Here is a 23,906-nt window from a genome sequence, read left to right as displayed (position 1 = left end):
GATGCTTATATACGAAAAACTGGCTACTTTGAAGATCTAATGAACTGAGTTGGCGTTATCGAGCAAATTTTAGGCGGAATGGTGATCATTTTGCTTGAATAACACATCGGGGATTCGTTAGATTTTCAAAATGCCCTATTTTGAGCAAATAGAGGGTATTGAGTTCGTAAGGGAGCTTGCCTCAAAAGTTCATTATCTTTTGGGGCAGTCCTTTTTTATAAAATAGCTGTTGACATTTATCTTTAAATAAAGTATCTTTAATTCAAGATAGTTGCAACGCAGACGACGAACACTAGGAAATGAGGTGAACGAAGATGAGTGAAGCAAGGAATGATTCCTTAGATCTTTACATTGCACTTTCCAGAGCCAGTGAATGGGTGAATGCCCACGGGGACCGCGATATTCGAAGTCACGGTTTGAATCGCACCGAGTTCGGTGTGCTCGAACTTTTATATCATAAAGGCGCACAAGCGATTCAACAGATTGGCAGCAAGGTGCTGATGAGCAGCGGCAACATCACTTATGTCGTGGATAAACTCGAGAAGAAAGAGTTCGTGAAGCGCAAGACATCAACCGAGGACCGTAGGCTCATTTACGCAGAGATTACAGATAAAGGAAAGCAGTATATCGAAGACATTTTTCCTCAGCATACTTTGGTGATTGAGAACGCAGTAGCGGGTCTTACGCAGGAGGAAAAGAAGGTCGCCAGTCAATTGTTAAAGAAGCTAGGCAAGTTTGCTCAGGATGGTTTTAAGTAGTTGCCCTCGTCAAGAGGCGTTAACTGCTTAACCTTTTATCAAATGTCTTAAAATAAAGATTCTTAAATTGGAGGAGAAAGATGATGAGTATCGCGTTGGGACTTTTAATTATTAGACTGGTTGTAGGATTAAGTTTTGTCGGGCATGGGGCACAGAAACTGTTCGGTTGGTTCGGAGGCTATGGGCCGAAAGGAACCGGTGGTTGGATGGAGTCCATCGGCATTAAACCGGGTGTTGCAATGGCTGTCATCGCTGGATTGATGGAATTTGTTGGCGGTCTATTGTTCGCTGCTGGATTAGGAACGGTTGTCGCCGCGCTGCTGATTGCCATGACGATGATCGTCTCGATTGTCAAAGTACACGGCAAGAATGGCTATTGGGCTACAGCCGGCGGTTACGAATATAACTTGCTGTTGCTTGCGATTGCAGTAGCTGTGGCCGTCATGGGCGCAGGTACTTACTCGATTGATGCACTGCTCAACTAATTCCTGTTGGGTCTGGACATAATTAAAACTTAAATATTGTCATTCAAACAAACTAAATTCTAAGGAGCTGGATATCATGACACAACAACAAACTGCAGGGATTCACCATATAACCGCTTTCGTACAAAACGCACAGGAAACCGTAGACTTCTATGCAGGAATCCTAGGACTTCGCATGATCAAAAAAACAATCAATTTTGACGCACCTGAAGTGTACCATCTGTATTTTGGCAATGAAGCTGGAAGTCCTGGTACCATCATCACCTTCTTCCCTTGGGCTCATTCCCGCAAAGGACGCATAGGCGGCGGTCAAGTCGGCATTACGACATACGCTGTGCCTACTGGCAGCCTGTCTTTCTGGGAAGATCGGTTAACACAGTTCAGCATTGCTTTTGAAAAAACAGTCAGATTCAACGAGACGTACTTGCAATTCGAAGACCGTGACGGCCTCAAAATGGAGATCGTTGAACGCGAACAAGGAGCGCTTAGCCAGTGGTCATTCGGCGGTGTGCCTGTGGAGAAAGCGATCAAAGGCTTCGGTGGCGCTGTTCTGTACAGTACGGCTCCCGACAAAACTTCACAGCTGCTTGAGCAGGTCATGGGCCTTACGAAAGTTGGGCAAGAGGGAGCTTATGCCCGCTTTACGTCCTTCGGTGATCTGGGCAACGTGATTGATATCAATGTGACTCCGATGGCTTACGGTGTGGGTGGAGCAGGTACGGTCCATCATATTGCATGGCGCGCCAAAGATGATCAAGAGCATGCTCTCTGGAGAGCGCATGTGCAAGCGAATGGTTTCCAACCTACGCCTATTGTGGATCGTCAATACTTCAACGCGATCTACTTCCGTGAAGAAGGCGGCATTCTCTTCGAGATTGCTACCGATCCTCCAGGCTTTGCTCGTGACGAACAACCGGAAGCGCTGGGCGAGAAATTGATGCTGCCGGAATGGTTCGAAGAGAACCGTGCCCAAATTGAACGCAATCTGCCACCGATTGCAGTGCGCGTATTGGAGGCGAATCAACAATGATGAAGCATATTTATCAGCAAGGAACGGATGCTGCGGCTCCGGTACTCGTGCTCTTTCACGGAACGGGAGGCACCGAGCGTGACCTCTTGCCCTTGGCTCAAGCGATAGCACCGACTTCGTCGGTGCTCAGCGTGAGAGGCAATGTGCTCGAGAATGGCATGCCGCGGTTCTTCCGCAGGCTGGCAGAGGGGATTTTCGATGAGGAAGATCTCATCTTCCGCACGAAGGAAGTGAACGAATTCCTAGACGAGGCGGCTTTGGAATATGGCTTTGACCGCCGCAACCTCGTAGCGATCGGCTACTCCAATGGTGCCAACATCGCCGGAAGCCTGCTGTTCCACTACCCGGATGCGCTGCGGGGGGCGGTTTTGCACCATCCGATGGTGCCGCGGCGCGGCGTCCAGCTGCCGGATCTGTCAGGAACCCCGATCTTCATCGGGGCGGGGAAGAACGACCCGATTTGCTCCCCGCAGGAGACCGAAGAATTAAATCAACTGCTGAGTGCAGCAGGGGCAGCTGTCGAGATCCACTGGGAGCAAGCAGGGCATCAACTGACACGCTCGGAAGTGGATGCGGCGGCGGTGTGGTATCAGTCTCATTTTGCATAAAACTTCAGGTGAAAAGGGGGAGGGATGCTCATGATTCCTATAGATCCTACCAATCAGAGTGAGAGGGAGAATTATAAGCTTCTTATTGGCAGTATTATTCCAAGGCCGATCGCATTCGTCACCTCCCTCTCGACAGCGGGCGTGCTGAATGCGGCTCCGTACAGCTACTTCACAATTGTTACGGCTAATCCACCGATGGTGGCTATCTCAGTTCAAAGAAAGCAAGGCATTCGCAAGGATACTTCACGCAACGCAGTGGATACAGGTGCTTTCGTCGTTCATATTTCCGACGAGTCTTATATAGAGCAGATCAATCAGACAGCCGCTGCGCTGCCGCCGGATGAAAGTGAAGTTGCTTTGGCCGGCCTTACGCCGGCAGCTAGCGTGAAGATCGCTGTACCTGGCATCGCAGAGGCCAAGATTCGGATGGAATGCGTGCTGGAGCAAGCTATTCCAGTGGGCGGCAGCGAAGGAGTTCCGGCCGCCGACTTATTAATTGGCCGAGTCGTGCAATTCCATATTGACGAGTCGTTATATGAGCAAGGCCGTATCGACGCCGAAAAACTTCAGCCTGTGAGTCGGTTAGCTGGCAATTCCTATGCGAAACTGGGCGAGCAGTTTGAGATCGATCGTCCAGTGTAATAGTTTGAAGCTCCTCAAGCCTGTATGGGTATAAATAAGAGGCTGTCCCGGTTGAAAACGCTGGGGGCAGCTTCTTATTTTGCGTGCAGAGTGTGCGGTGTATATCTATAGTCCATAACTCGGGGCCCCTCAACCACAAGTTTTCCCGGCATATCCTGACTACACTCCGGTATTCCATTGGAGACGTGTAGAGTCTTCGCCTTTTCAAGCTTCGATCCACCTCACCTCTACCTACTCAGATACCTATCCGCGATGGACGAACTGATGGAAAATAGCAGGGCTGCTCCTATAAAAAATGAATAAAGCAGGACTGCAAATTCTGAAATGAAAAATTCCGGTCTTCCTAAATAGCCAAAACCACCGAACATAAAAGGGACCATAGCAGCTGCAAACAAGCTAAACACTATGAACATAACTGTCTTTATTAATGTATTTACTATGATTGAACGAACCTTGAATAGGCGAAGAAATAGGATTATTACCAAATAAATCGGAAGAGCAAAGAACAGAAAAAAGATAGTTATCCAGGGATATAGCAGATTGATCTCGCTTTTTTCAGGTATTGCGAGTAGATTCTGTGTTGCTTTGTAAAATAGAACTCCGGAAAAGTAACTTATGACGACAATTAATGCATAAATTAAGAATCGTTGCATGGCTAGTTAAACCCCTTCCGTGAGACTACCTTTTAATTATGTGATCCAACTCTTTGGATACTATAAATTCCATTTTAACATATTATAGTAATTTTTTGTGGTAAAGTGCTGAATGAAGAATAGCCTTTATAATCAAAAACCTGCAAGACCGCACACAGAAAATTATTGATTCAGCTAAGAAGTAGTTTCTGATATAGTCAAAATAGCTTAGATAAGTTGGGCTGTCCCTAGGGTCGTAAGGCTTTGAGGGCAGCTCCAGTCTGTTTCCCCAATAAGAGTCGCTACGAAACGTACACGACGGAGGGCAGATGCCTTCACATTTTATTCAGGAAAGTGGGTCGTAATACAGTGAATGTACCAACTGGGAACTTGGAAAGTTTGAAGACTGCCTTGCGGAATGTGAGTATGGAGCCATTGGACCTGCTGTTAAACGGAGAAGCGCCGGAGCAAGTGAAGGCGCGTTTGCTGCAAGGCAGACACGGCGCAGAGTTGGTGGAGGAGATTCGGACAGAGGGAAGCAAGCTGCTGGAGACATCCATGCCAGAGCTCAGCTATGCCTTGTTTCGCTTATACGCGGACAAGGGCTCGCGAATTGAATATGAGCAAGTGTATTTCGGTCGTCGGAATCGCTTGACGACATTTGGTCTGTTAGCGTGGTTAGAAGAGGAGAAGGGCGTTTATACAGAGGCTCTTATGAATACAATTTGGTCCATCTTGGATGAGTATACGTGGTGTTTGCCAGCACATATTATGCAGGGGCCGGAGATGCGCGAACAAGGTGCCGGGGCAATAACGGGGAGTCCAAGTCCAGAAGGACTCAGCCGAGGTGCCGAGGAAGCCTTCACGATTGATCTGTTCTCCGCGGAGACCGCCTTCGCGCTGAGTGAAATCAGCGTGCTGCTCGGCGAAGCGATGCCTGCCCTGCTTCGCGTGAGGATTCGCGAAGAGGTGCTGCGCCGCGTGCTGCGGCCGCTGATGATGCAGGCTCCCAGCAGGTGGGAGACGCAGACGCACAACTGGGCCTCTGTCTGCGGAGGCTCCATTGCCGCGGCAGCGATCTATCTGCTGCCTGATGAGGCTGAGCTAGCCGCAGTCCTGACGCGCGTGTTCCCTGCGCTGGCCTCGTACCTGAGCGGCTTCGAGGAAGACGGCGCCTGTACCGAAGGGTACATGTACTGGCAGTACGGATTCGGCTACTTCACGTATGCCGCTGATTTGATTAAACGGCGAACCGGCGGTGCCGTAGACTGGTTCCAAGATGACAAGGTGCGGCAGGTGGCCTTGTTCCAACAGAAATGCTTCATGGATGGACGGAAGGTTGTGAATTTCTCCGACTCCCATTGGCAGGCGGGTATCTTCATGGGTCTCAGCAGCTATCTGAAACAGCTTTATCCGGAGATGGAGCATCCGGAGCTTTCTTTGCGCGCTGGCTTCAGGGATGACCACTGCAGCCGCTGGGCATCGGCGCTGCGGAACTTGTTATGGTCCCGCGAGGATGCGGGAGGCAGTCCGTGGCCGACAGCCTCTTATTATTTACCCGATGCGCAGTGGCTCATCTCCAGACAAATTCAGCCTGCTGGCACGTTCGTTTTTGCAGCCAAAGGCGGCCATAATGATGAGCCGCACAATCATAACGATCTTGGCAATTTCCTGCTGTACGCTCAAGGAGAGACGCTGCTTGCCGATTTGGGGAGCGGCCGCTATACGCGCGCGTATTTTGGGCCGGACCGCTACGAGATTCTGTGCAATGGGTCACAGGGGCATTCCGTTCCGATCCTCGATGGCTTGTACCAGCAAGCCGGGGCCGATTATCGCGCGAAGCTGCTCGAGATCAGCCAAACCGACGAGCAGGACGTGCTTGTAGTGGACATTGCTGGAGCCTATGGCTTAGCGAAGCTGCAAGAACTAGTGCGACGCTTCACGTGGCGCAAGACAGTTCCGCCCACGCTGGAGGTGTCGGACAGCTTTCTTTATGCAGAAGCGCCGGAAAGCGTTGTGGAGCGCTTCATGTCATGGCATTCTCCGCGGCAGCTGGAGGATGGGCGGATCTTGATCGCGCCGACGGATGAGGCGCGGCTTTACATCACCTATGACCAGCGTCAATTCGACTGGTCAGTCCAGATGTTCATCCACGATGATCATTACGAGAATCGACGTGAGTGCTATGCCCTTGATTTCACAGGGAAGTTAAGTCAGCAGGGAAATTTAAGCGTTTCAACAACATTTCAATTTACCTTCGAATACTGAGATAGGGAGTGAGCTTGCATGAGTATACACGCTGGTTGGGCGCAGGGAGCTTGGCAGAAGACTGCTGCTAAGGTTGCAAGAACAAGCAAACGAATCGGAGACGGTTTCCCGCATGCCAGTGTGCAGGGCGAATACAAGCTGGAACCTGCCTACTGGTGGACAGCTGGTTTCTGGCCTGGTCTGCTCTGGCTGTTGTATCGCGAGAGCAAGGACGAGCAGCTGAAGCTACTGGCCGAGTCCTGTGAGCAGCAGCTCGATCAGGTCATCGCGGATTACTACCGCTTAGACCATGATATCGGCTTTATGTGGACACTGACGAGCGTTGCGCGCTACAAACTGCTGGGCGCGGAGGATTCCAAGCGTCGCGGCCTGCTCGCCGCGAATTTGCTGGCTGCACGGTTCAACGTGCAGGGGAACTTCATTCGCGCCTGGAATCCTTGGCGCGAAGGGGAAGACAATGCCGGCTGGGCCATCATCGATTGCCTGATGAACCTGCCGCTGCTACATTGGGCCTCCGATACGACTGGAGACCCGCGGTACAAGCAGATCGCCGTCCGGCATGCCGACATGGCGCTGGAGCACTTCCTCCGTCCGGATGGCTCCGTGAACCATATCGTGATCTTCGATCCGCACACGGGCGAGCAGCTCGAAGTGAATGGCGGGCAGGGCTTCGCCCCTGACTCTGCTTGGTCGCGCGGCACGGCGTGGGCGATCTACGGCATGGCTTTGAGTCATCTCCATACGGGAGATGAACGATACTTGCATGGCGCTAAGCGCGCTGCGCATTTCTTCTTGGCTAACTTGCCGGAGGATCATGTGCCGCATTGGGACTTCCGGTTGCCGGATGATGTGACGGCTTACCGTGACTCCTCGGCTGGCGCTTGCGCAGCCTGCGGCTTGCTGCTGCTCGCTGATCAAGTCAGCGAGCAGGAAAGCGTCCTTTACCGCCAGGCGGGCGAGAGAATTCTGCATTCGCTGTACGTGAACTACGGCGCTTGGGACTCAGAAGCTGAAGAGGGGCTGATCCTGCATGGGACGAGCCATTACCCAGAGGGCAAGAATATCGATGTGCCGCTCATCTACGGGGACTATTACTTCGTAGAGGGACTATCTCGTTTGCTTGGGCATGGCGAGCTGTTCTGGTAGAGTGAAAAGCTGAGCCGTATCCATAGGTTTTGCCTCCTGATAAGAGTCTCCAAGGGCTTCTATTTGTGTGAAATTGCCACTTTTAGCGCAACTAAGAGCTCCTAGAGGCTCCTATTGCTTCATTTGGGGGAGTTTATGTGTGGTTTCGCCGGAAATAAGAGTCTTTAGGGTCCGCTATTCTATTAAGCCCCCTAATTAGATTGGAGAATACCACGGGAAATAAGGTACACTTTTTATTAGGGAGGCGAATACCGTGCAACAACGTAACAAGGTGTTTGAAGAAGTGCGTTTCAAGGTAGCTCAAGAAGCGCTTGGTGGAATTAAGACGGGTGTTCTTTCGCGAAGATATGATGTATCGCCAAAAACCATCCGTAACTGGGTAAAGGAATATCAAGAGACCTTTGGGGATGATGCGTTACCAACATTAGATGAACGTATGGCTGAATCCAAGCGCCTAGCTGAACTGGAAGAAAAATATGCTTGTGCGCTAAAAGCACTCGGAGAGAAAGAGTTGGAAAACAATATTCTGAGAGAACTTGTAAAAAAGTCCAGCCCTGCCTCGAAGATAAACTCAACATTGCCCAAACGTTCATCGAGCAGGGACATCCCATAACGACTGTACTGCGCCTAACTAATGTGGCTTCTTCGACCTACTACGACCGTCACAAAGTTATGCGTTCTTCGCTAAAGCGCCCTTCAGCACCTGGAAGGGGGCGTCCAGCCACACTTCACTCGAAGACGCATACGGGTCAAATCGTAAGCAATGCCCAGATTGAGGAATGGCTGTTAGAGCTAGTTTCGGGTGAGGAGCATAGTTATGGTTACGTTCTACTGACGGAGTGTTTGCGCGTTCAACATAGCCTTGTAATCAACAAAAAGAAAGTGTATCGGTTATGTCAGAAGCTCGGTATTTTAAATCCGCAGCGGCGCAAAAAGATTCATTATCCGAGACGTTTAGCCCGCAATCATACCATTAACGCGTCCAACCAACTATGGCAATTAGACATCAAATATGGGTACGTAGCAGGCTATGATCAATTCTTTTATCTCGCGGATATTATCGATGTATTTGATCGAAGCATCGTCGGCTATCATCTTGGATCCAGCTGCGAAGCTAAGCATGTTTGCCAAGCGGTTAAAGACGCTCTACGTTCACGCATAGCATCAGGTGCAAGCAAGCCGATTATTCGCACAGACAACGGTCCTCAGTTTATTAGCAAGGCTTTTGGAGACATGTGTGAGGATGAAACGATGATTCACGAGCGGATTCCACCCAAAACGCCCAATAAAAATGCCTATATCGAATCATTCCATGCCACATTAGAGCGTGACTTATTGAGGAAAGAAAGCTTTGAAACGTTTGAAGAAGCTTATCGAGCTATTCATACGTACATGGATTTTTATAATAATCGTCGCATGCATAGAAGCCTCGGTAAACGATCGCCAGCCGCATTTATGAGGTGGGTAGAAAAAGCATCGATGGATACGTCCAGCTATGTGCTCGCCATTTAACTAGCAAAAGAAGCCGACAGCGCTTCAAAAAACAAGCAATACGAAGATAACACCTTGTTGTACAACCGATTCTCCGGAATTAGGGGGCCTGACCGTATTCATGAAAAGCCCCCGCTTTTTGTGCAAATAGGAGCTGCTAAAGACTCTTATTTGCACATTTGCACATCTGCAGGTCTGCACATTTGCACATTTGCACATCTGCAGATCTGCACATCTGTACATCTGCACCACAGCTGCACAAGGGCGAGAGCTGCTAGCTGCTACTCCATCGCATCCCGCCAACCGCTCAGCAATTTCTCATGCTGCTGCGCGGCTAGATCAAAGCGGTACGTAGCCAGAAGATTCTCCAGCTTTACGGGAGCAAGGAGCGGGTTCACCGGGATATTCGGTGTCACCGGGAACGAAAAAGCTGTGTTCATGTAATCGGTTTGAATCTCCTGGGACAGCATGAAATCCACGAGCTGTTTGGCTGCTGCGGGGTTGTTCCCTCCCTTGAGGATCGAGACAGCGCCGATCTCCCAACCGGCTTGAGGCGGGATGAACGAACGGATGTTATAGCCCGAATTTTTGAAGCGCAGCTGGTCGCTCAGGAAGGAGACAGCGGCGGCCATCTCGCCCTCTGCCAGATGCTGCGCGCTTGTGTTGCCAGCGAACGTCATCGAAGCGCTTTGCTTCTTGAGCGCCTGCATCAGCTCGATCGCTTCACGGTCCCCGCGCTGCTGCGCGAGTGAGGCGAGCAGCGTATAGCCTGTTCCTGATGTCTCCGGATCAGGAATCTCGATCTTGCCCTTGAGCTCAGGGCGTAGCAAATCCTCATACCGCTGCGGCAGAGGCAGTGCCGCAAGCTGAGGGTCCTGTTGCCAGACGGTTTGGTTCACGCCAATAGCTAACGCGCCCATATACATCCCAGTCCAGTAGCCGTCGCTGTCTTTGTATTTGGCGGGAATGCTGCCTGCGGCGGCGGAGGAATAGCGCAAGGATTTGCTTTTGTTTTTGAGCTGCTCGTGCAGGTCGGCGGGTCCGCCAAGCACTACGTCGATGCCGGTCTTGCCCAGTGTCAGCAGATGATAGCTTGCCTCGCCGCTGGACATCCGGATGATATCATAGGGCTGATCCGTCTTCTTTTTGAAAGTCTCGAGCAGAATTCGCCCAGCGTCCTCCTGAAAGATGACATAGACCTTCAAGGGCTGATTGCTCTTCTTCTCCCCCAGAACGAGAAAGCCAAGGATCACCCCAACACCAACCATAAGCACGAGCAAGCCTTTTTTCCACATGATGCCATTCCCTCCTGAACAGCCAAAAAAGGAAACCAAAGTTCCCCTTTTCAGCAAGCTGCTATTCTTATTTATGTCCTATTCGTTAATCTTGATTAAATGGATTTTATCATCGGCGGCACTGATCTTAACATTTCCTTGGAATCGGGTTAAACCGATGTCATACGCGTCGACAATCCATTCTTTCATATTATCATCCAGAATAAAATACCGTTCCTTCTCGCCGAGGAACATCGATGACTTCACGAAGCCGCTTACGGCGAATTCGCCAGGTTCACTTGCATTAATGCGCATGGATTCTGGGCGGATACTGAGCAGAACCTTCTCGCCGGGCGTCACCGCTTCATCAATGCCTACGCTAGCTGTGCGGCCGCTGCTGCCGTACTCGACAACGGCCTTGCCATTCGCAGATTCGCGGACAATGGCATCAACGAAGTTGGTCGTGCCAATAAAGTCAGCCACATAGGGCGTGCGAGGCTTGTAATAGATTTCGTGCGGTGTGCCGTATTGATCGATCGCGCCTTTGTTGAACACAACGATGTGATCGGACATCGACAGCGCTTCAAGCTGGTCATGCGTTACATAGATCACTGTCAGGCCAAGCTCCTGCTGAATGCTGCGCAATTCCACACGAACTTCTTCCCGCAGTTTCGCATCCAGATTACTGAGCGGTTCATCAAGCAGGATGATTGGCGAATTCATGACCAGAGCGCGCGCCATAGCTACACGCTGCTGCTGACCCCCGGACATCTCATGCGGATAGCGCTCTTCCAGTCCTGTTAATTTGACTTTCGCCATGGCGGACTTCACGCGCTCCTGCACTTCGGCTTCAGGGCGCTTCTGAATATCCAGCCCATAAGCAACATTGTCGAACACAGTCATGTGCGGGAATAGGGCATATTCCTGAAACACCATCGGTGTACCGCGCTTGTAGGGCGGCAGATCGTTGACGAGCTGGCCATCAATCCAAATCTCACCCTCATCCACCGTGTAGAAGCCAGCGATCGAGCGCAGCAGCGTTGTTTTCCCGCATCCGCTCGGTCCAAGGAAGGTAATGAACTTCCCGCGTTCAATTTGCAAATCGATCTGTTTGAGAACGTGATTGCTGCCAAATACTTTACTGACATTTTTTAAATCCAACAATATGTTTGAACTCATGATTTCTCACTCCTTAAAGCTTATCTTCAGATCGTTCATCTTAACCGGTTAGAAATCGAATATTTTGACCTTCGAGCGGAAAATAAGTTTCATGACGCCAAGCGTAGCCAGTGTTGTCCCCATCAAGCCGACGGCAACAGCGGCTGCCCAGTAATAGGTTCCTGTTTCGGCATAGTTGAAGATCGAGACGGCGGCGACCACCCATTTGGGCGTAATGAGAAAGACGATCGTACTTAATGTGTTCATATTTTTCATAAAGGCATAGACGAAGTTGGCGACGATGGTCTTTTGCAGCATGGGGAACACGATAGTTGTCAGCGTGCGGCGGCTGTCGGCCCCAAGATTCGTTGCGGCTTCCTCAATCGATTTGTCCACCTGCTTGAAGGAAGCGGTAAGACCTCGATAACCGACTGGCATCTGCTTGAGCAGCATGGCCACAATAATCAGGATGGCTGATCCTTGCAGCATGATAGGTCCATTGCTGAAAGCGACGATCAAAGCCAAGCCTACGAACGTCCCTGGCAAAGCAATCGGGAGCACGGCAGTGAAGTCCAGTATTTTCTTGCCAGGAAATGGTTTGCGGACTACGACATAAGCCAGGACAAGGGCGAAGCCAACAGCCAGTATGGAGCTGATCAGCGATAGCACCAAGCTGTTAAGGACGGCCGGACTGGACGGATTGAATACGATTTTGAAAATATGATCCAGCGTAAACGTATTATCCCGACCGAAGTTTTTGGTGAAAGCGAACAAAATGGTGATTGCAAACATGGACAAGATGAAGAGCGCCATGATGCTGTTGAAAATAAACAGAAAGACATCTGTCTTGCGGGAAGTTTTCACCCGGTTAAGCCCGGAAACCGGCTTTCCTGTAATAGTGGAATAGGAACCCTTGGACAATAATCGGCTTTGAATCACGAAGACCAGCAGGGCAGGGATGACCAGAATGAGACCCATGACGGACGCGAGGCCCGGTTCGTTATTAATGATTTCTCCATAGATTTCAACAGCCAAGAGAGAATAATTGCCCCCAATCAGCTTGGGATTTCCGAAGTCAGCAAAACAGTTGATAGCTACCAATAAGAAGGCGTTAATTACGCCAGGCAGCGCCAATTTAAACGTAATCGTTCGAAAAAGCTTGAAACCGCGGGCACCCAGATTCTGGGCTGCGATTTCCAAATTCGGCGAAATAGAGCGAAGAACACCTGTAATGGTCATATAAGCAAGCGGGAAATAGGAAATCGTTTGGACGATCCAGAGACCTGGTAATCCGTATAAATCGAGCTCGACATTAAACCATGCTTTCAAGGTTTGCGAGACCATGCCGCCTCGGCCGAAGAGCAGTAGGAACGCTAGACCGGTCATGACGGATGGTGCCAGAATCGGCAGGAATGCGATAAAGCGGAAGAACTTTTTCCCTGCAATGTTGCTGTAATGAATCGAATACGCATAGATAAAGCCGCAAACGGTCGCGGTTAGCGCCGATAGGGAGGAACTGACGACTGTATTCAGCAGTGCGGTGCCATACCGGCTTTTGCTGAAGAAAGTTGTCCAATCCGTGGCTCCCGGAAGGGCAATAACGTAGATCAGCGGATAGATGACGAAGAGACAGAGAACAGCGAAACTGATAAGCACAAGGATCAGCGAGGATGGATCTTTCACCAGTCTGCCGATCGATGAACCCATACCCTTTTTTTCTATGATCATAAGGGGTTCACGACCACCTTCCAAAATTCATTGTGTAGGAGGGCATGGGCAGGCCAGACAGGCCTGCTCCAATGCCCTGTAACCGCTTACTATTATTTGAGGTTTTTCAGCGCATCTTGCAGTTCTTTACGCTGTTCGGCAGCTTTCCACAAGCTGTAGGTCGTGTTGTATTTCGTTGTTTTAATGTCAATTCCGCCTTTTGGAATCGGCACGGTAGGTTTCACAGAGCTTGCAAAAGCAGATTCGGTATAAAGCAAGCCAGGCTCATTCGTTAACATGAAATCCATGAGTTTTTTGGCGCCTGCGGTGTTAGCGCCGCCTTTGACGATCGCAAGTCCGCCCACTTCATAGCCAGCGGCTTCAGGAACGATACTGACAATCGGGTTGCCTTGATTTTTCATTTTTAATTGGTCGCCCAGGAAGGTAATGCCAATCGTGTATTCGCCTTTAGCTGCTTTCTGAATCGGCTCGATGCCGGATTTCGGTCTCTCTTTCAGGTTTGGCAGCAATTTGGCGACATATTTCAGCATTTCGTCTTTGCCCCAAACTTGGGCTAGCGAAGCTACCGCTGTGTAGGCTGTGCCGGATGTAGCTGGGTCGGACATGCCGATTTCGCCTTTGAATTTCGGGTCAAGAAGCTCTTGGAACGTCTGCGGATAAGGAGCTGTGGCATATTTCTCTTTCCAACGCTGCTCATTGATCCCAATCGCAATTGGATTCAAGTAAAACCCTGTCCAAGCGCCTTCTTTGTCTTTCATATTGTCAGGAATATCTTTGGCATTCGGGGAAATGTACGTTTCCAGCGCGCCAGCTTTTTTCAGCACTTCATGCGAATCAGCGGGACCGCCCATCAGGAAGTCGGCCTGCGGCTTGCCCATTTCATTCTGCACGCGAGTTACCGCCTCGCCGCTTGGCAGACGAAGAACGTCGTAGTCGATGCCGGTTTCTGCTTTGAATTTATCCAAGATTTTACGAGCTTCTTCCTCTTGGAAAATGGAGTAAACGGTAATCTTGCCTTTGGATTTCCCTCCAAATACACCGGATTTGTACAGGAAGAATCCTGCTACCAGGACGACAACAATGATCGATAGGATCATAACGGAACTATTGCTTTTCTTTCTAGCCATTTCATCAACCATCCCCTCAATAGGTTAGGAGGCATCACTTAACTTGAAATAGGCTTTATGGTTGGTTTCATCCAGCAAATCGAAAACGATGAAGTAAGCGTTGTCATAACGATCAACATGCAGCCAATGCTTCCCCTTCACTAATTCGTCGGTTAATTGTACAACAAAGTGGGAACTGGGTTGTTCGGCCAAGAAATCGAAGTGACTGAAATCAATCAGCCTGACAGCAGATCGCATCTGCCTCGTAAGCGCTGCTCGATCAGTATCGGAGAGCGCTGTGAGCAGACCATCATCCTGCAAACGGAACACCTGATGGCTGCGGTTCGCGATAGCGCCAGCAACCGTATCCGAGGTCAGCGTTTTGTCGATGAGCATGTTCTGCAGCTTCCGGATTTCTGCGCTAATGTCCAGGGAGTTGACCCAGTCCGACCCAAAGCGAAAGCCGCTCGTTCCGATTTGGAAAGGGATATCCTCCTGATCCAAATAAGCAATGGAGCCCGTTAACAGCAGTCGTGAAGCGTTTGCACGATTTTGCTGCGTGCCCCCGCTCAAGATTCGGGTGAACGATGCTTTCCAAGCGATCAGCTCTTTGGGATCGTCAATCGATATGGTGCCAATTCCCGGGTAGGTCACATTCATACGCATGGGAACACCATCGAACATATCCCGGCTGTTTACTTCTTTGGGTACGATACGTACTTCATCGACACCGATGCGGAATACATAAGCAAAAATGGCGATTATCGTACAACCGATCACGATTTGCAATAAGATGAGACGCATCCATGAAAGCCCTTTCTTCTCCTCTTGCATGTAGACTACTCTCCTTTTATCTCAGAAAAATCATCGATTTGTATCAATTTTGTAACAGAACGGGAAAGGGCACCGGTTCGATTGGGAATTGGAGAACGACTTCCGTTCCGCTTCCTTCACGGCTGTGGACGATGATATCGCCGCCTTGCAGCTCCATAAGCTGCTTGCAAAGCAGCAGGCCAAGCCCGTGTGATTGCGGGGAAATAGGTCGGTTTTGCTTGTGTTCGGTTGCTACGAACAGGGTGCTTGTATCCTGATCATTCATCCCTTTGCCGTTATCGATGATGCGCACAAGACATTGATATTCTTGCTGCTCCAATCGAATGGTCAGTTCCGTACATTCACTGTGCTTGATTGCATTCTCAATGACATTGAACAGCACCTGCTGGGTGCGCTTGGGATCGACGTAAACCTCGCACGGCGCGACCTGGACCGTTGTCATAATCGAAGATTTATGCAGGGTTGGCTCCAGAATGCGCAGACTGTCCGTGAGAATGGCAGCCAGATCGGTCCGTTCGACTTGGACACGCCAAGCTTCATCGCCTTTGAGCGAGGATTGGAGCAATTCCTCCACCATTTGCAGAAGACGCGTGCTTTCCTTGCGAATATAGACATTGCACGTCCGAATATCATCGGTGCGCTCCATTTTGTCAATCAAATCGGAGAAGCCAATAATCGACGTTAGCGGCGTTTTGAGCTCATGAGTGACATTATCGTAAAACTTTTTTTGTTTGCTCTGCTCGTAATGCAGCAGTTCGATATGTTCTTGCAGCGCTTTCGACATTTGGTTGAAGTCGTCAGCCAGTTCGCGGACCTCATCTTGGCTGCGAACCACAATTTTGCGGCTGAAATCGCCGATCGTGACCAGTTTCAGCGCCTGCTGGAGGGCATGCAGAGGTTTCATGATAAAGAAGGAGAACGAGTAGCTCGCCAGGAGGGCAATGAGCAAACAGCCGAGAGCAACGCCAATAAACCAGGTACGCATCTCTGAGAGCGTCTCTTCGTGCTTGTTCAGATCAAGGAGGTAGCGGAACCCGCCCACGGTCTTGCCTTCATAGGTGAAGGGAGAGGCATAGATAAGGATCTTGCTGGTTTCCCCTTCGGTAATGACGGTGGCAGTTTGTCCGGCCAAGGCTGCATCGATATCGCTTCGTTTAATCAAATCCTCTTTGTTGCCGCTGTCTCCGATAATCGTTCCTTCAGGATCAAACAACTGTACCTGAAAGTTGCTGTTTGCCGCCAGATGGGAGGCGATCAGCGGGGCATAGGCACCGGAAAACAACTGCTCGATGCTGATTTTCTTATCGTTCACAATTTTCAGAGCTTCAATGCGATGCAGCGCATAATACTGATCCAAAGTTTGGGTGTCACGCTCAATCATGCTTTTACTCAGCGTATAATTCACCACCACATACATCGCGGCTAGCAGCATAACGATGGTGATGGTGTGTTGTATGAATAGTTTGTTGCGCAGTTTCATCGCTTAAACCTCCAACTTGTAGCCCATGCCGTGAACCGTGGCGAGCACATGGTCGTAAGGTTTGATTTTCTCACGCAGACGATTCACCATCATATCGACAGAGCGCGTCTGTCCGTAATACTCGAAGCCCCATACTTGGTCTAAAATGTGCTCCCTGGTGAACACTTTCTTGGGGTTCTTGCATAATAGCCAGAGGAAATCAAACTCCTTGCTGGTCGTTTTGACGAGCTTTCCGGCTATGGTCACAGACCGCTCGTTCCGATCGATCTCGATGAGGCCAACCACAAGAACATCCATCGTTGGTGAGGCTGCATCCGGGGTCATCCGCCGCATAACGGCGCGAATTCGCATAATCAGCTCGCGCGTCTCGAACGGCTTGGTCAAGTAATCATCGGCTCCGAGCTGGAAGCCTAATATTTTATCATTCATCTCATTCTTGGCCGTTAGCACGATGACCGGAATTTCTTTGTAGGCCGTTTGCAGCGTCTTCAGCAGTTCGAACCCCGACTGATCAGGCAGCATAAGGTCGAGCAAAATTAAATCGATATGCTGTGAGCTCAATTCATGGAGACCGGCTGCAACAGTACCCGCCACCATGGGATGGAAACCTTCGACCTCAAGGCTGAGCTTGAGCAGCATCTGGATGCTGGAATCGTCTTCAATAATTAAGATATTCATAGGGAAATTCCTTTCCGCGGGCATTAGGTTTCTAGTTGCATATCCTACCAAAAAGGATAACTAATCCGCAACAAATAATTGATGTTATAAAATCTTACATAAGGTGAAAAAGGTGAGCGAAATGAATTCTGCAAATATTGTCGAATCAGTACAACTTTTTATAGGCAGCACGCGTCTATTCTTACATGAATAATGCCGCTAAGAGCGCATAAAGGAAGGTTTTTGTCATGAAAGTGCAAGTAATGACGCAACGCAAACAACATTGGGTAATAGGTATCACTTTTTGCGGCATGGTTAGTATAGCTCTTATTAATTTTACAGTGACAGGAAGTGTTCTCCCGTTCCCTAGCAAATCGCCCATTATAAGCAAGCAGCAGCATCACGAGGAATCCGCATCCACGGATGCTGCTCCTGCCGGGCCGTCTGCCTCTTCGATCGAAATGAAACCGCAAGAAGCAAGACATTCTCTGAATACCGCTGATGCTCAAATCTCAACCGGGGTGAGTGGGAAACTTTCACAAACGCAGCCGTCAAAAGCAGCCAAACAGGTTGCCATCACGTTCGACGATGGACCGGACGGTAAGTACACGCCGCAGATTTTGAATATTTTGAAAGAGAATGATGTTAAAGCCACCTTTTTTGTTGTTGGAGACCAAGTCAGTAAATTTCCCAATGTGCTTAAGCAAATTCATGAGGAGGGTCATGCTATCGGCAATCATTCATGGGACCATGCGGATTTAACCAAACTCTCCTCCGTTCGTATAGAGCAGGAACTGAATCAAACGGAAGACTGGATCATGCAGACGATCGGTACGGGCTCCTCTCTGGTTAGAGCACCCTACGGAGCTGTTTCTCCACCCGTGAAGAAGGCCGTGGAACAGTCTGGACGCGCATTGGTCGGTTGGGACGTGGATCCTAAGGATTGGGCAGGCACTCCTTCAAAGGATATTATTCAAAACATTAAAACGCATGTTAAGGACGGCAACATCATATTGCTGCACAGCTTCGGAGGCAAAAAAGGGAAGCTGGACAACACGGTTGAAGCCCTTCCCGGCATTATCGCGTATTTGAAAAAGGAGAAATTCGACATCGTGACCGTTCCAGAACTGAAGGCGCGCGTGAAAAATGTCCCTTAAATATAAATATGACTTATATTACATTTTACAAAAAGCGCTTTCCAACTTATGATGGTAGAGCGGTGTAATATTTCTTCTCGCATTAGGGAACTTTATTTGATTCGCAACGTACTACAACAGTTGACAATAATTACATCCGGCACGAAGCGGAAAAAAGGAGTTCTAACTGAATATGAAGCATGAGGAAAAAGGTGGGTGGCGAGCTGACATCGCACCTTACGAAAGACCACATATGAAGCATAGTGTGTGGCAAATTATTAATACACTGGTACCCTTTCTTGTCTTGTGGTACTTCGCTTTCTTGAGTCTTTCGGTTTCAATCTGGCTTACGTTCGCGTTAGACATTATTGCCGCAGGTTTTTTGATCCGTATTTTTATTATTTTCCATGATTGCTGCCACAAATCTTTTTTCAAAAATAAAGTCGCAAATGAAATTGTCGGCACGATAACTGGTATTTTAACGTTTTGTCCGTATCATCAATGGCGCTATACGCATTCCGTTCACCATGCTTCCAGTGGGAATCTGGACCGTAGAGGTGTTGGCGATATTTGGACGCTTACCGTTGACGAATATATGGCTTCCTCATGGGGCCGCAGATTGTACTACCGCTTGTATCGGCACCCGCTGATCATGTTTATTGTTGGACCGATCTACATCTTCCTGATCGATTATCGGTTTAACCGCAAGCGTGCGGGAATGAAGGAACGCATTAATACGTATATCACGAATGTAGGTATCGTTGGCGGCATCGCTTTGCTGTGCTGGGCGATTGGTTGGCAATCGGTTTTACTCATCCAAGGTCCGATGTTTTTTGTATCGGGTATGGCTGGCATTTGGTTGTTTTACGTACAGCATAACTATGAAGACACGTACTATGAGAATGAGGGCGAGTGGGATTACATCAAGGCTGCGATGCATGGCAGTTCCTTCTACAAGCTGCCGCGTGTACTGCACTGGATTACCGGCAACATCGGTTTCCACCACATTCATCATTTGAGCCCGCGGGTACCGAATTATTATCTGGAGAAGGTTCATAACAAGAATGAAGAACTGCGCAAGGTACAGACAATCACATTGCTGACCAGCTTGGAATCGTTGAAATTCCGAATTTGGAACGAGGAAACGAAGAAATTCATTCAATTCAAGGATTTGAAGCGTTTCAGAACGAAGCCAATCATTGCTCCAGAAGTATTGAAAGTGAAACCAACAGTGGATTAAATAAAAGATGTGCGTATAAGAACCTAGCCAAAAGCTAGGTTCTTCCTTTTTTTTTGCGCCAAAGTTGCAACTCTGAGATGGGCGCGGTATAATGCTCATATTCCAATAAAAGTGAACGGGTGTTTATTATATGCAGGTGCTTAAAGATGATGTGAAAAATAGTATTCGCCAAGCAGCTCTTTCCGAGTTCAAAAAACACGGATACTTAAAAGCGTCTATGCGTCATATTGCAGATGCGGCTGGGATAACGCCAGGTAACATTTATCGGTATTTTGAGAGCAAAGATGATCTGTTCCATGCGTTGATTCATCCAATTTATGAGCAGTTCAATACGTACATCTTGGAAGTTAAGGACGAAGTCGAAAGCACGCTTTGCAAGGATGCTTCCGATCATTTGAATATACTGCGCAAAGTTGACGCGACGATCCTACGGCTTTTCAAAGAATCGAGCATCGAGTTGACCATTCTTCTTAATTTGAGCGAAGGATCTCGATTTGAACCTGTGAAACAGGAACTGATTACCCTGGTGTATCAAATTCTGGAGAAAGTGTTACCTAATGAACAAACGACGATTCAGATGTTCGCTGAGACCCTGATTGAGGGCGTAAGCCTTATTCTGCGCGACCATGAGGATAGCAATACTATTAAGATGTTGGTTGATGAACTGTTATATCTATATTCTGCTGGTATTTCTGAAAAAATTAAGCTTTCGAGTCTGGCTTAATTTTTTTTGACTTAATAATGAACACTTGTTTACTAAAATCATCCCGCAAGGAGGCAAGCAAGACATGAAGCAAATTATTAAATGGCGCTGGACCATTCTCGCCGTATGGTTGGTCTTAACCGTAGTTCTCACGGTAGTTCAGCCAGACGTGAATGCCATTCTGGGCCTTAGAGGTCAGGACCCGCTGGCCAAAGACAGTCCATCCAAAGTGGCAACGTCTATTTTGAAGAAGATGAATGGGGTAGAAGGAACGAGTGATATTGTCGTATTCCATAACCCTGATAAGCTGACCGAAGCGGATATGAAAGGAATCGAGTCGGGCATTGCCAATATGAAGGCGCACCAAGCTGAGCTTGGGTTCGATCAATTGCTCGATCCATTTTCCCTGCCGGACGCGAAGTCTTCCCTTATTTCTGAGGATCAAACGACTTTGATGGCAAGCTTTAGCCTGGATAAAAGAGGCCGTCATGTCGAGGAGATAGGCAAGCAATTTGATGAAGCGCTCAAAGATGTGAAGGTCCAGTACTACTTATCAGGTGAGGATTTCATCCAGGATGATTACATCAAAGCTTCCGAATCCGGCGTGGAAAAAAGCGCGGCGCTTACGGTTATTTTCATCTTAGCGGTGTTGGTCATAATGTTCCGTTCGGTAGTTATTCCCCTTGTATCGCTGCTTGCAGTAGGGATCTCCTACCTGGTTTCCATGGGGATCGCTGCGCAGTTAATTGATAAGTTCGATTTCCCCGTGACTAGCGTGACGCAAATGTTGTTGATTCTGATCCTGTTCGGGATTGGGACCGACTATAACATCTTGCTGTTCAATCGCTTCAAAGAAGAGTTATCCCACGGATTGTCCGTGGACGAAGCCATTGTTGTCACCTATAAGACAGCTGGAAAAACGATCTTTTACAGTATTCTAACGGTATTTATTGCTTTCGCGAGTTTAACTTTCTCGGACTTTGGGATTTATAAATCGGGAAATGTGGTTGCTATCGGAACCGCGGTGCTATTGCTTGAAATTTGGACGGTAACGCCGTTTCTCATGAAAACATTAGGCAACAAGCTGTTTTGGCCTTCCAAAGGAGCAGCAACTGGACATAAGGAAAGTAAATTCTGGGCGAAACTTACGGGTGTTGCCGTCAAAAGTCCAGTCCTTACAACCTTGTTGATTGTCATCGTCATGATTCCGATTATTCTTTCCAATCATCAGAAATTGTCCTTTGATCAGTTGAAAGAATTAGGCAATGGCCACGATTCTACGAAAGGTTTCAGCCTTGTAGCGGATCATTTCAGCAGAGGCCAGGCGCTGCCGACGATGGTCGTTATTGAGAATGACAAAGAATTGAACAACAATGACGGATTAGCTGCGATTGATAAATTAACGGATAAATTGAAGAGCATTCCCGGCGTAGATAAGGTGTCGAGTGTGACCCAGCCGCAATCGAAGCCGATTGATAATTTCTATATTTCAACGCAGACGACAACGGTAGCAGAGGGAATTACCGCTTCACAAAAAGGCGTTAATCAAATCCAAGATGGTATTAACCAAATGGAGAGCAAGCTTGTTAGTCCGGATTTCTCCAGCACGGATCAGCTTGTCTCCGGTACTGGCAGAGTGCAGGATGGCTACGTACAGATCACAACGGCGCTGAATCAGGTTGCCAAAGGGATCTCGCAAGGTGCGGATGGTGCCGGAGATTTGAACGCGGGGATCACAGGCTTGAAAGATGGCATGGCACAAGTTGATGCCAATACAGCCAAGATCAGCAGTGGGCTGACGCAGCTGCAGCAAGGATATACCGCGCTGACGGACGGCTATGCGCAGGTCGAGGGGCAGGTTCCGGCCATTCAGCAGGGGCTGACCGGGATGAACGGGTTGATCAGTCTGCTGGGCGGGAAATACACGCAGCTGACGACCGACGCTGATTATGTGAAGCTCAAGCAGACGGGGGAAGGGCTGGAGTCTGGCCTCGCCCAGCTGGGCGGCGGATTGCATGAGCTTGGCGTGAATGCCGCCAAACTGAATAGCTCTTTCGCTGAAGCTGCGAAAGGGTTGGAGCAGATCAGCGGCGCGCAAGCGAAGCTGACGGAGGGCTTGACTGGCCTGCAGAGCGGCTCCGCTGAGCTGGCCAAGGGATTAGTGCAAGGCAGCGCAGGCAGCCGCGAGATCGCCGCGAACATGGCGAAGCTGAATGCAGCGCTTGGCAGTGTCAAGGACGGTCAGCAGAAGCTGAACGAGGGCTTGTCGGGTCTGGCCGGCGGCATGAGCCAGCTGAAGGACGGCCTCGGCGCGAGCGGCAACGGACTGGGTGACGTGTCTGAAGGGCTCGGCAAAACGAGCCAGTTCCTGACACAGCTGAACAGCTCGAAGACGTTCTTCATCCCGAAAGAAGCGCTCACGAGTGCGGATTTCGCGAAGTCGCTGGACAGCTTCATGTCCAAAGATCGCAAGATCACGAAGCTGATCGTGATTCTTAAAGATGATCCGTATTCATCAGCGGCGATGGACACGATTGAACGTATCAACACCGAGCTTTCCGCTGGTTTGAAAGGAAGTGTGCTTGAGAACGCGAAGGCGGGAGCCTCCGGTCCGAGCTCCACGACGTACGACACGAACAAAGCACAGCTTAAATCGTTCAACAGCACAGCGATCATCGTGGTTATCGGTGTATTCATCGTCTTGCTGTTTGTGATTCGATCTTTCTGGCCAGCTGTGTACATCATTCTGTCGCTGCTTGCTTCTTATTACGCGGCTATGACTGTTACGAATATTGTAACGGAGAAAATTATCGGGGCTGACGGCGTTTCTTCCTTCGTGCCGTTCTTCTCCTTCATCATCATCATCGCGGTTGGTGTCGATTACAGCATCTTCCTGATGATGCGGTACAAAGAGCTTGGTGATATGTCGCCAACGAAGGCCATTGTGCAGGCCTCCAAGCACATCGGTGGCGTCGTCATCTCGGCGATGATCATCTTGGGCGGAACGTTCGCAACGCTCGTGCCCTCTGGCCTGGTCTTGCTGATCGAGCTGGCCGTCGCGGTGATTGTTGGTCTTGTCTTGCTTTGCTTCATCCTGCTGCCGATGCTGCTGCCAGCTTTGCTGGCGATGCCTGAGGCGCTTCGGGCGAAGCGTAGAGCCTTGAAGAAGCTGTCCGTGGAGAGCAATTCAGCTTAGTATGGCTTTGGACTTCGGGACTGTCCCAGAAGGGAACGGAACTGTGCAAATTCGATAGGGCAATCACTGTTATTTTAGGCATGACAGCTAGGAACACAGGCGAGGCTGATCTCCAGGTTTTCCACCTGAGACAGCCTCGTCTTTTTTCTAGCGTCTTAACGCTGAAAAACAGCGTTAAGGTCGAAGTGTGGAGGAAAAGCAGCCCGTTAACGCTGAAAAACCACCTCTCAGCACGAAATCGCCCCACGAAGTAGCCTAAAGGCGAAGTTAACGCTGAAAAACAGCGTTAAGGTCGGAGTGTGGAGAAAAAGTAGTACGTTAACGTTGAAAAACA

Annotated in this window: 20 protein-coding genes; 13 read left to right on the top strand and 7 right to left on the bottom strand. The window is 49.3% G+C overall.

The genetic code is table 11. The features are described 5' to 3' along the window. The first annotated feature begins 314 nt into the window (after positions 1-314). The 9 genes from LOZ80_RS30715 to LOZ80_RS30675 all read left to right on the top strand — a co-directional run bounded on the left by LOZ80_RS30715 (position 315) and on the right by LOZ80_RS30675 (position 9,081). Positions 315-758 (top strand): MarR family winged helix-turn-helix transcriptional regulator, encoded by a 444-nt coding sequence (locus LOZ80_RS30715; protein ID WP_238168162.1) that lies wholly within the window; start codon positions 315-317, stop codon positions 756-758. 83 nt (positions 759-841) lie between these two features. Next, entirely contained in the window at positions 842-1,243 is a 402-nt protein-coding gene (locus LOZ80_RS30710; protein WP_238173164.1) for a DoxX family protein, read from the top strand. Positions 1,244-1,319: 76 nt separating this feature from the next. Continuing rightward, positions 1,320-2,273, top strand: coding sequence for a ring-cleaving dioxygenase (locus LOZ80_RS30705; RefSeq protein ID WP_238168161.1), 954 nt, complete (start codon positions 1,320-1,322; stop codon positions 2,271-2,273). Then, on the top strand, positions 2,273-2,881 hold the full coding sequence (locus LOZ80_RS30700; protein WP_238173163.1) for an alpha/beta hydrolase: 609 nt from the start codon (positions 2,273-2,275) through the stop codon (positions 2,879-2,881). Before LOZ80_RS30705 ends, LOZ80_RS30700 begins: the two co-directional genes overlap by 1 nt. A 30-nt stretch (positions 2,882-2,911) precedes the next feature. Continuing rightward, the gene (locus LOZ80_RS30695) at positions 2,912-3,523 is read left to right on the top strand and encodes a flavin reductase family protein (RefSeq protein WP_238168160.1); all 612 of its coding nucleotides are present in this window, start codon (positions 2,912-2,914) and stop codon (positions 3,521-3,523) included. A gap of 1,001 nt (positions 3,524-4,524) precedes the next feature. Next, positions 4,525-6,423, top strand: coding sequence for a heparinase II/III domain-containing protein (locus tag LOZ80_RS30690; protein ID WP_238168159.1), 1,899 nt, complete (start codon positions 4,525-4,527; stop codon positions 6,421-6,423). An 18-nt stretch (positions 6,424-6,441) separates the two neighbouring features. Then, positions 6,442-7,569, top strand: a complete 1,128-nt coding sequence (locus tag LOZ80_RS30685; RefSeq protein ID WP_238168158.1) for a glycoside hydrolase family 88 protein — start codon at positions 6,442-6,444, stop codon at positions 7,567-7,569. A gap of 253 nt (positions 7,570-7,822) precedes the next feature. Then, positions 7,823-8,182, top strand: a complete 360-nt coding sequence (locus LOZ80_RS30680) for a transposase (RefSeq protein ID WP_238167655.1) — start codon at positions 7,823-7,825, stop codon at positions 8,180-8,182. Between the two features lie 23 nt (positions 8,183-8,205). Continuing rightward, entirely contained in the window at positions 8,206-9,081 is an 876-nt protein-coding gene (locus tag LOZ80_RS30675; protein ID WP_238168157.1) for an IS3 family transposase, read from the top strand. A gap of 260 nt (positions 9,082-9,341) precedes the next feature. On the opposite strand, the gene LOZ80_RS30670 is transcribed toward LOZ80_RS30675, so the two are convergent. The 7 genes from LOZ80_RS30670 to LOZ80_RS30640 form a co-directional block, all read right to left on the bottom strand. Beyond that, positions 9,342-10,412: an extracellular solute-binding protein gene (locus LOZ80_RS30670; RefSeq protein WP_238168156.1), complete on the bottom strand. Its 1,071-nt coding sequence runs from the start codon at positions 10,410-10,412 to the stop codon at positions 9,342-9,344. 21 nt (positions 10,413-10,433) lie between these two features. After that, on the bottom strand, positions 10,434-11,513 hold the full coding sequence (locus LOZ80_RS30665) for an ABC transporter ATP-binding protein (RefSeq protein WP_238168155.1): 1,080 nt from the start codon (positions 11,511-11,513) through the stop codon (positions 10,434-10,436). A gap of 48 nt (positions 11,514-11,561) precedes the next feature. Then, positions 11,562-13,220, bottom strand: a complete 1,659-nt coding sequence (locus LOZ80_RS30660) for an ABC transporter permease (protein ID WP_238168154.1) — start codon at positions 13,218-13,220, stop codon at positions 11,562-11,564. Between the two features lie 92 nt (positions 13,221-13,312). Beyond that, positions 13,313-14,347 (bottom strand): ABC transporter substrate-binding protein, encoded by a 1,035-nt coding sequence (locus LOZ80_RS30655; RefSeq protein ID WP_238168153.1) that lies wholly within the window; start codon positions 14,345-14,347, stop codon positions 13,313-13,315. A gap of 24 nt (positions 14,348-14,371) precedes the next feature. Next, complete coding sequence (locus tag LOZ80_RS30650) at positions 14,372-15,160, bottom strand: DUF3919 family protein (RefSeq protein WP_238168152.1); 789 nt, start codon at positions 15,158-15,160, stop codon at positions 14,372-14,374. Between the two features lie 43 nt (positions 15,161-15,203). Next, complete coding sequence (locus LOZ80_RS30645) at positions 15,204-16,640, bottom strand: HAMP domain-containing sensor histidine kinase (RefSeq protein ID WP_238168151.1); 1,437 nt, start codon at positions 16,638-16,640, stop codon at positions 15,204-15,206. Between the two features lie 3 nt (positions 16,641-16,643). Next, positions 16,644-17,318: a response regulator transcription factor gene (locus LOZ80_RS30640; RefSeq protein WP_238168150.1), complete on the bottom strand. Its 675-nt coding sequence runs from the start codon at positions 17,316-17,318 to the stop codon at positions 16,644-16,646. A 227-nt stretch (positions 17,319-17,545) separates the two neighbouring features. Here LOZ80_RS30640 and LOZ80_RS30635 point away from each other — a divergent pair, with 227 nt between their 5' ends. From LOZ80_RS30635 to LOZ80_RS30620, 4 genes are all read left to right on the top strand, one after another. Further along, on the top strand, positions 17,546-18,454 hold the full coding sequence (locus LOZ80_RS30635) for a polysaccharide deacetylase family protein (RefSeq protein WP_238168149.1): 909 nt from the start codon (positions 17,546-17,548) through the stop codon (positions 18,452-18,454). A 172-nt stretch (positions 18,455-18,626) separates the two neighbouring features. Beyond that, positions 18,627-19,673 (top strand): Delta(5) desaturase DesA, encoded by a 1,047-nt coding sequence (locus tag LOZ80_RS30630; protein WP_238168148.1) that lies wholly within the window; start codon positions 18,627-18,629, stop codon positions 19,671-19,673. A gap of 130 nt (positions 19,674-19,803) precedes the next feature. Further along, positions 19,804-20,397 (top strand): TetR/AcrR family transcriptional regulator, encoded by a 594-nt coding sequence (locus LOZ80_RS30625; protein ID WP_238168147.1) that lies wholly within the window; start codon positions 19,804-19,806, stop codon positions 20,395-20,397. 64 nt (positions 20,398-20,461) lie between these two features. Next, complete coding sequence (locus LOZ80_RS30620) at positions 20,462-23,572, top strand: MMPL/RND family transporter (protein ID WP_238168146.1); 3,111 nt, start codon at positions 20,462-20,464, stop codon at positions 23,570-23,572. The last annotated feature ends 334 nt before the right edge of the window (positions 23,573-23,906 follow it).

This window comes from Paenibacillus sp. HWE-109 (assembly GCF_022163125.1).
Classification (GTDB): Bacteria; Bacillota; Bacilli; order Paenibacillales; family NBRC-103111; genus Paenibacillus_E.
This window is presented reverse-complemented; position numbering and strand designations above follow the sequence as displayed.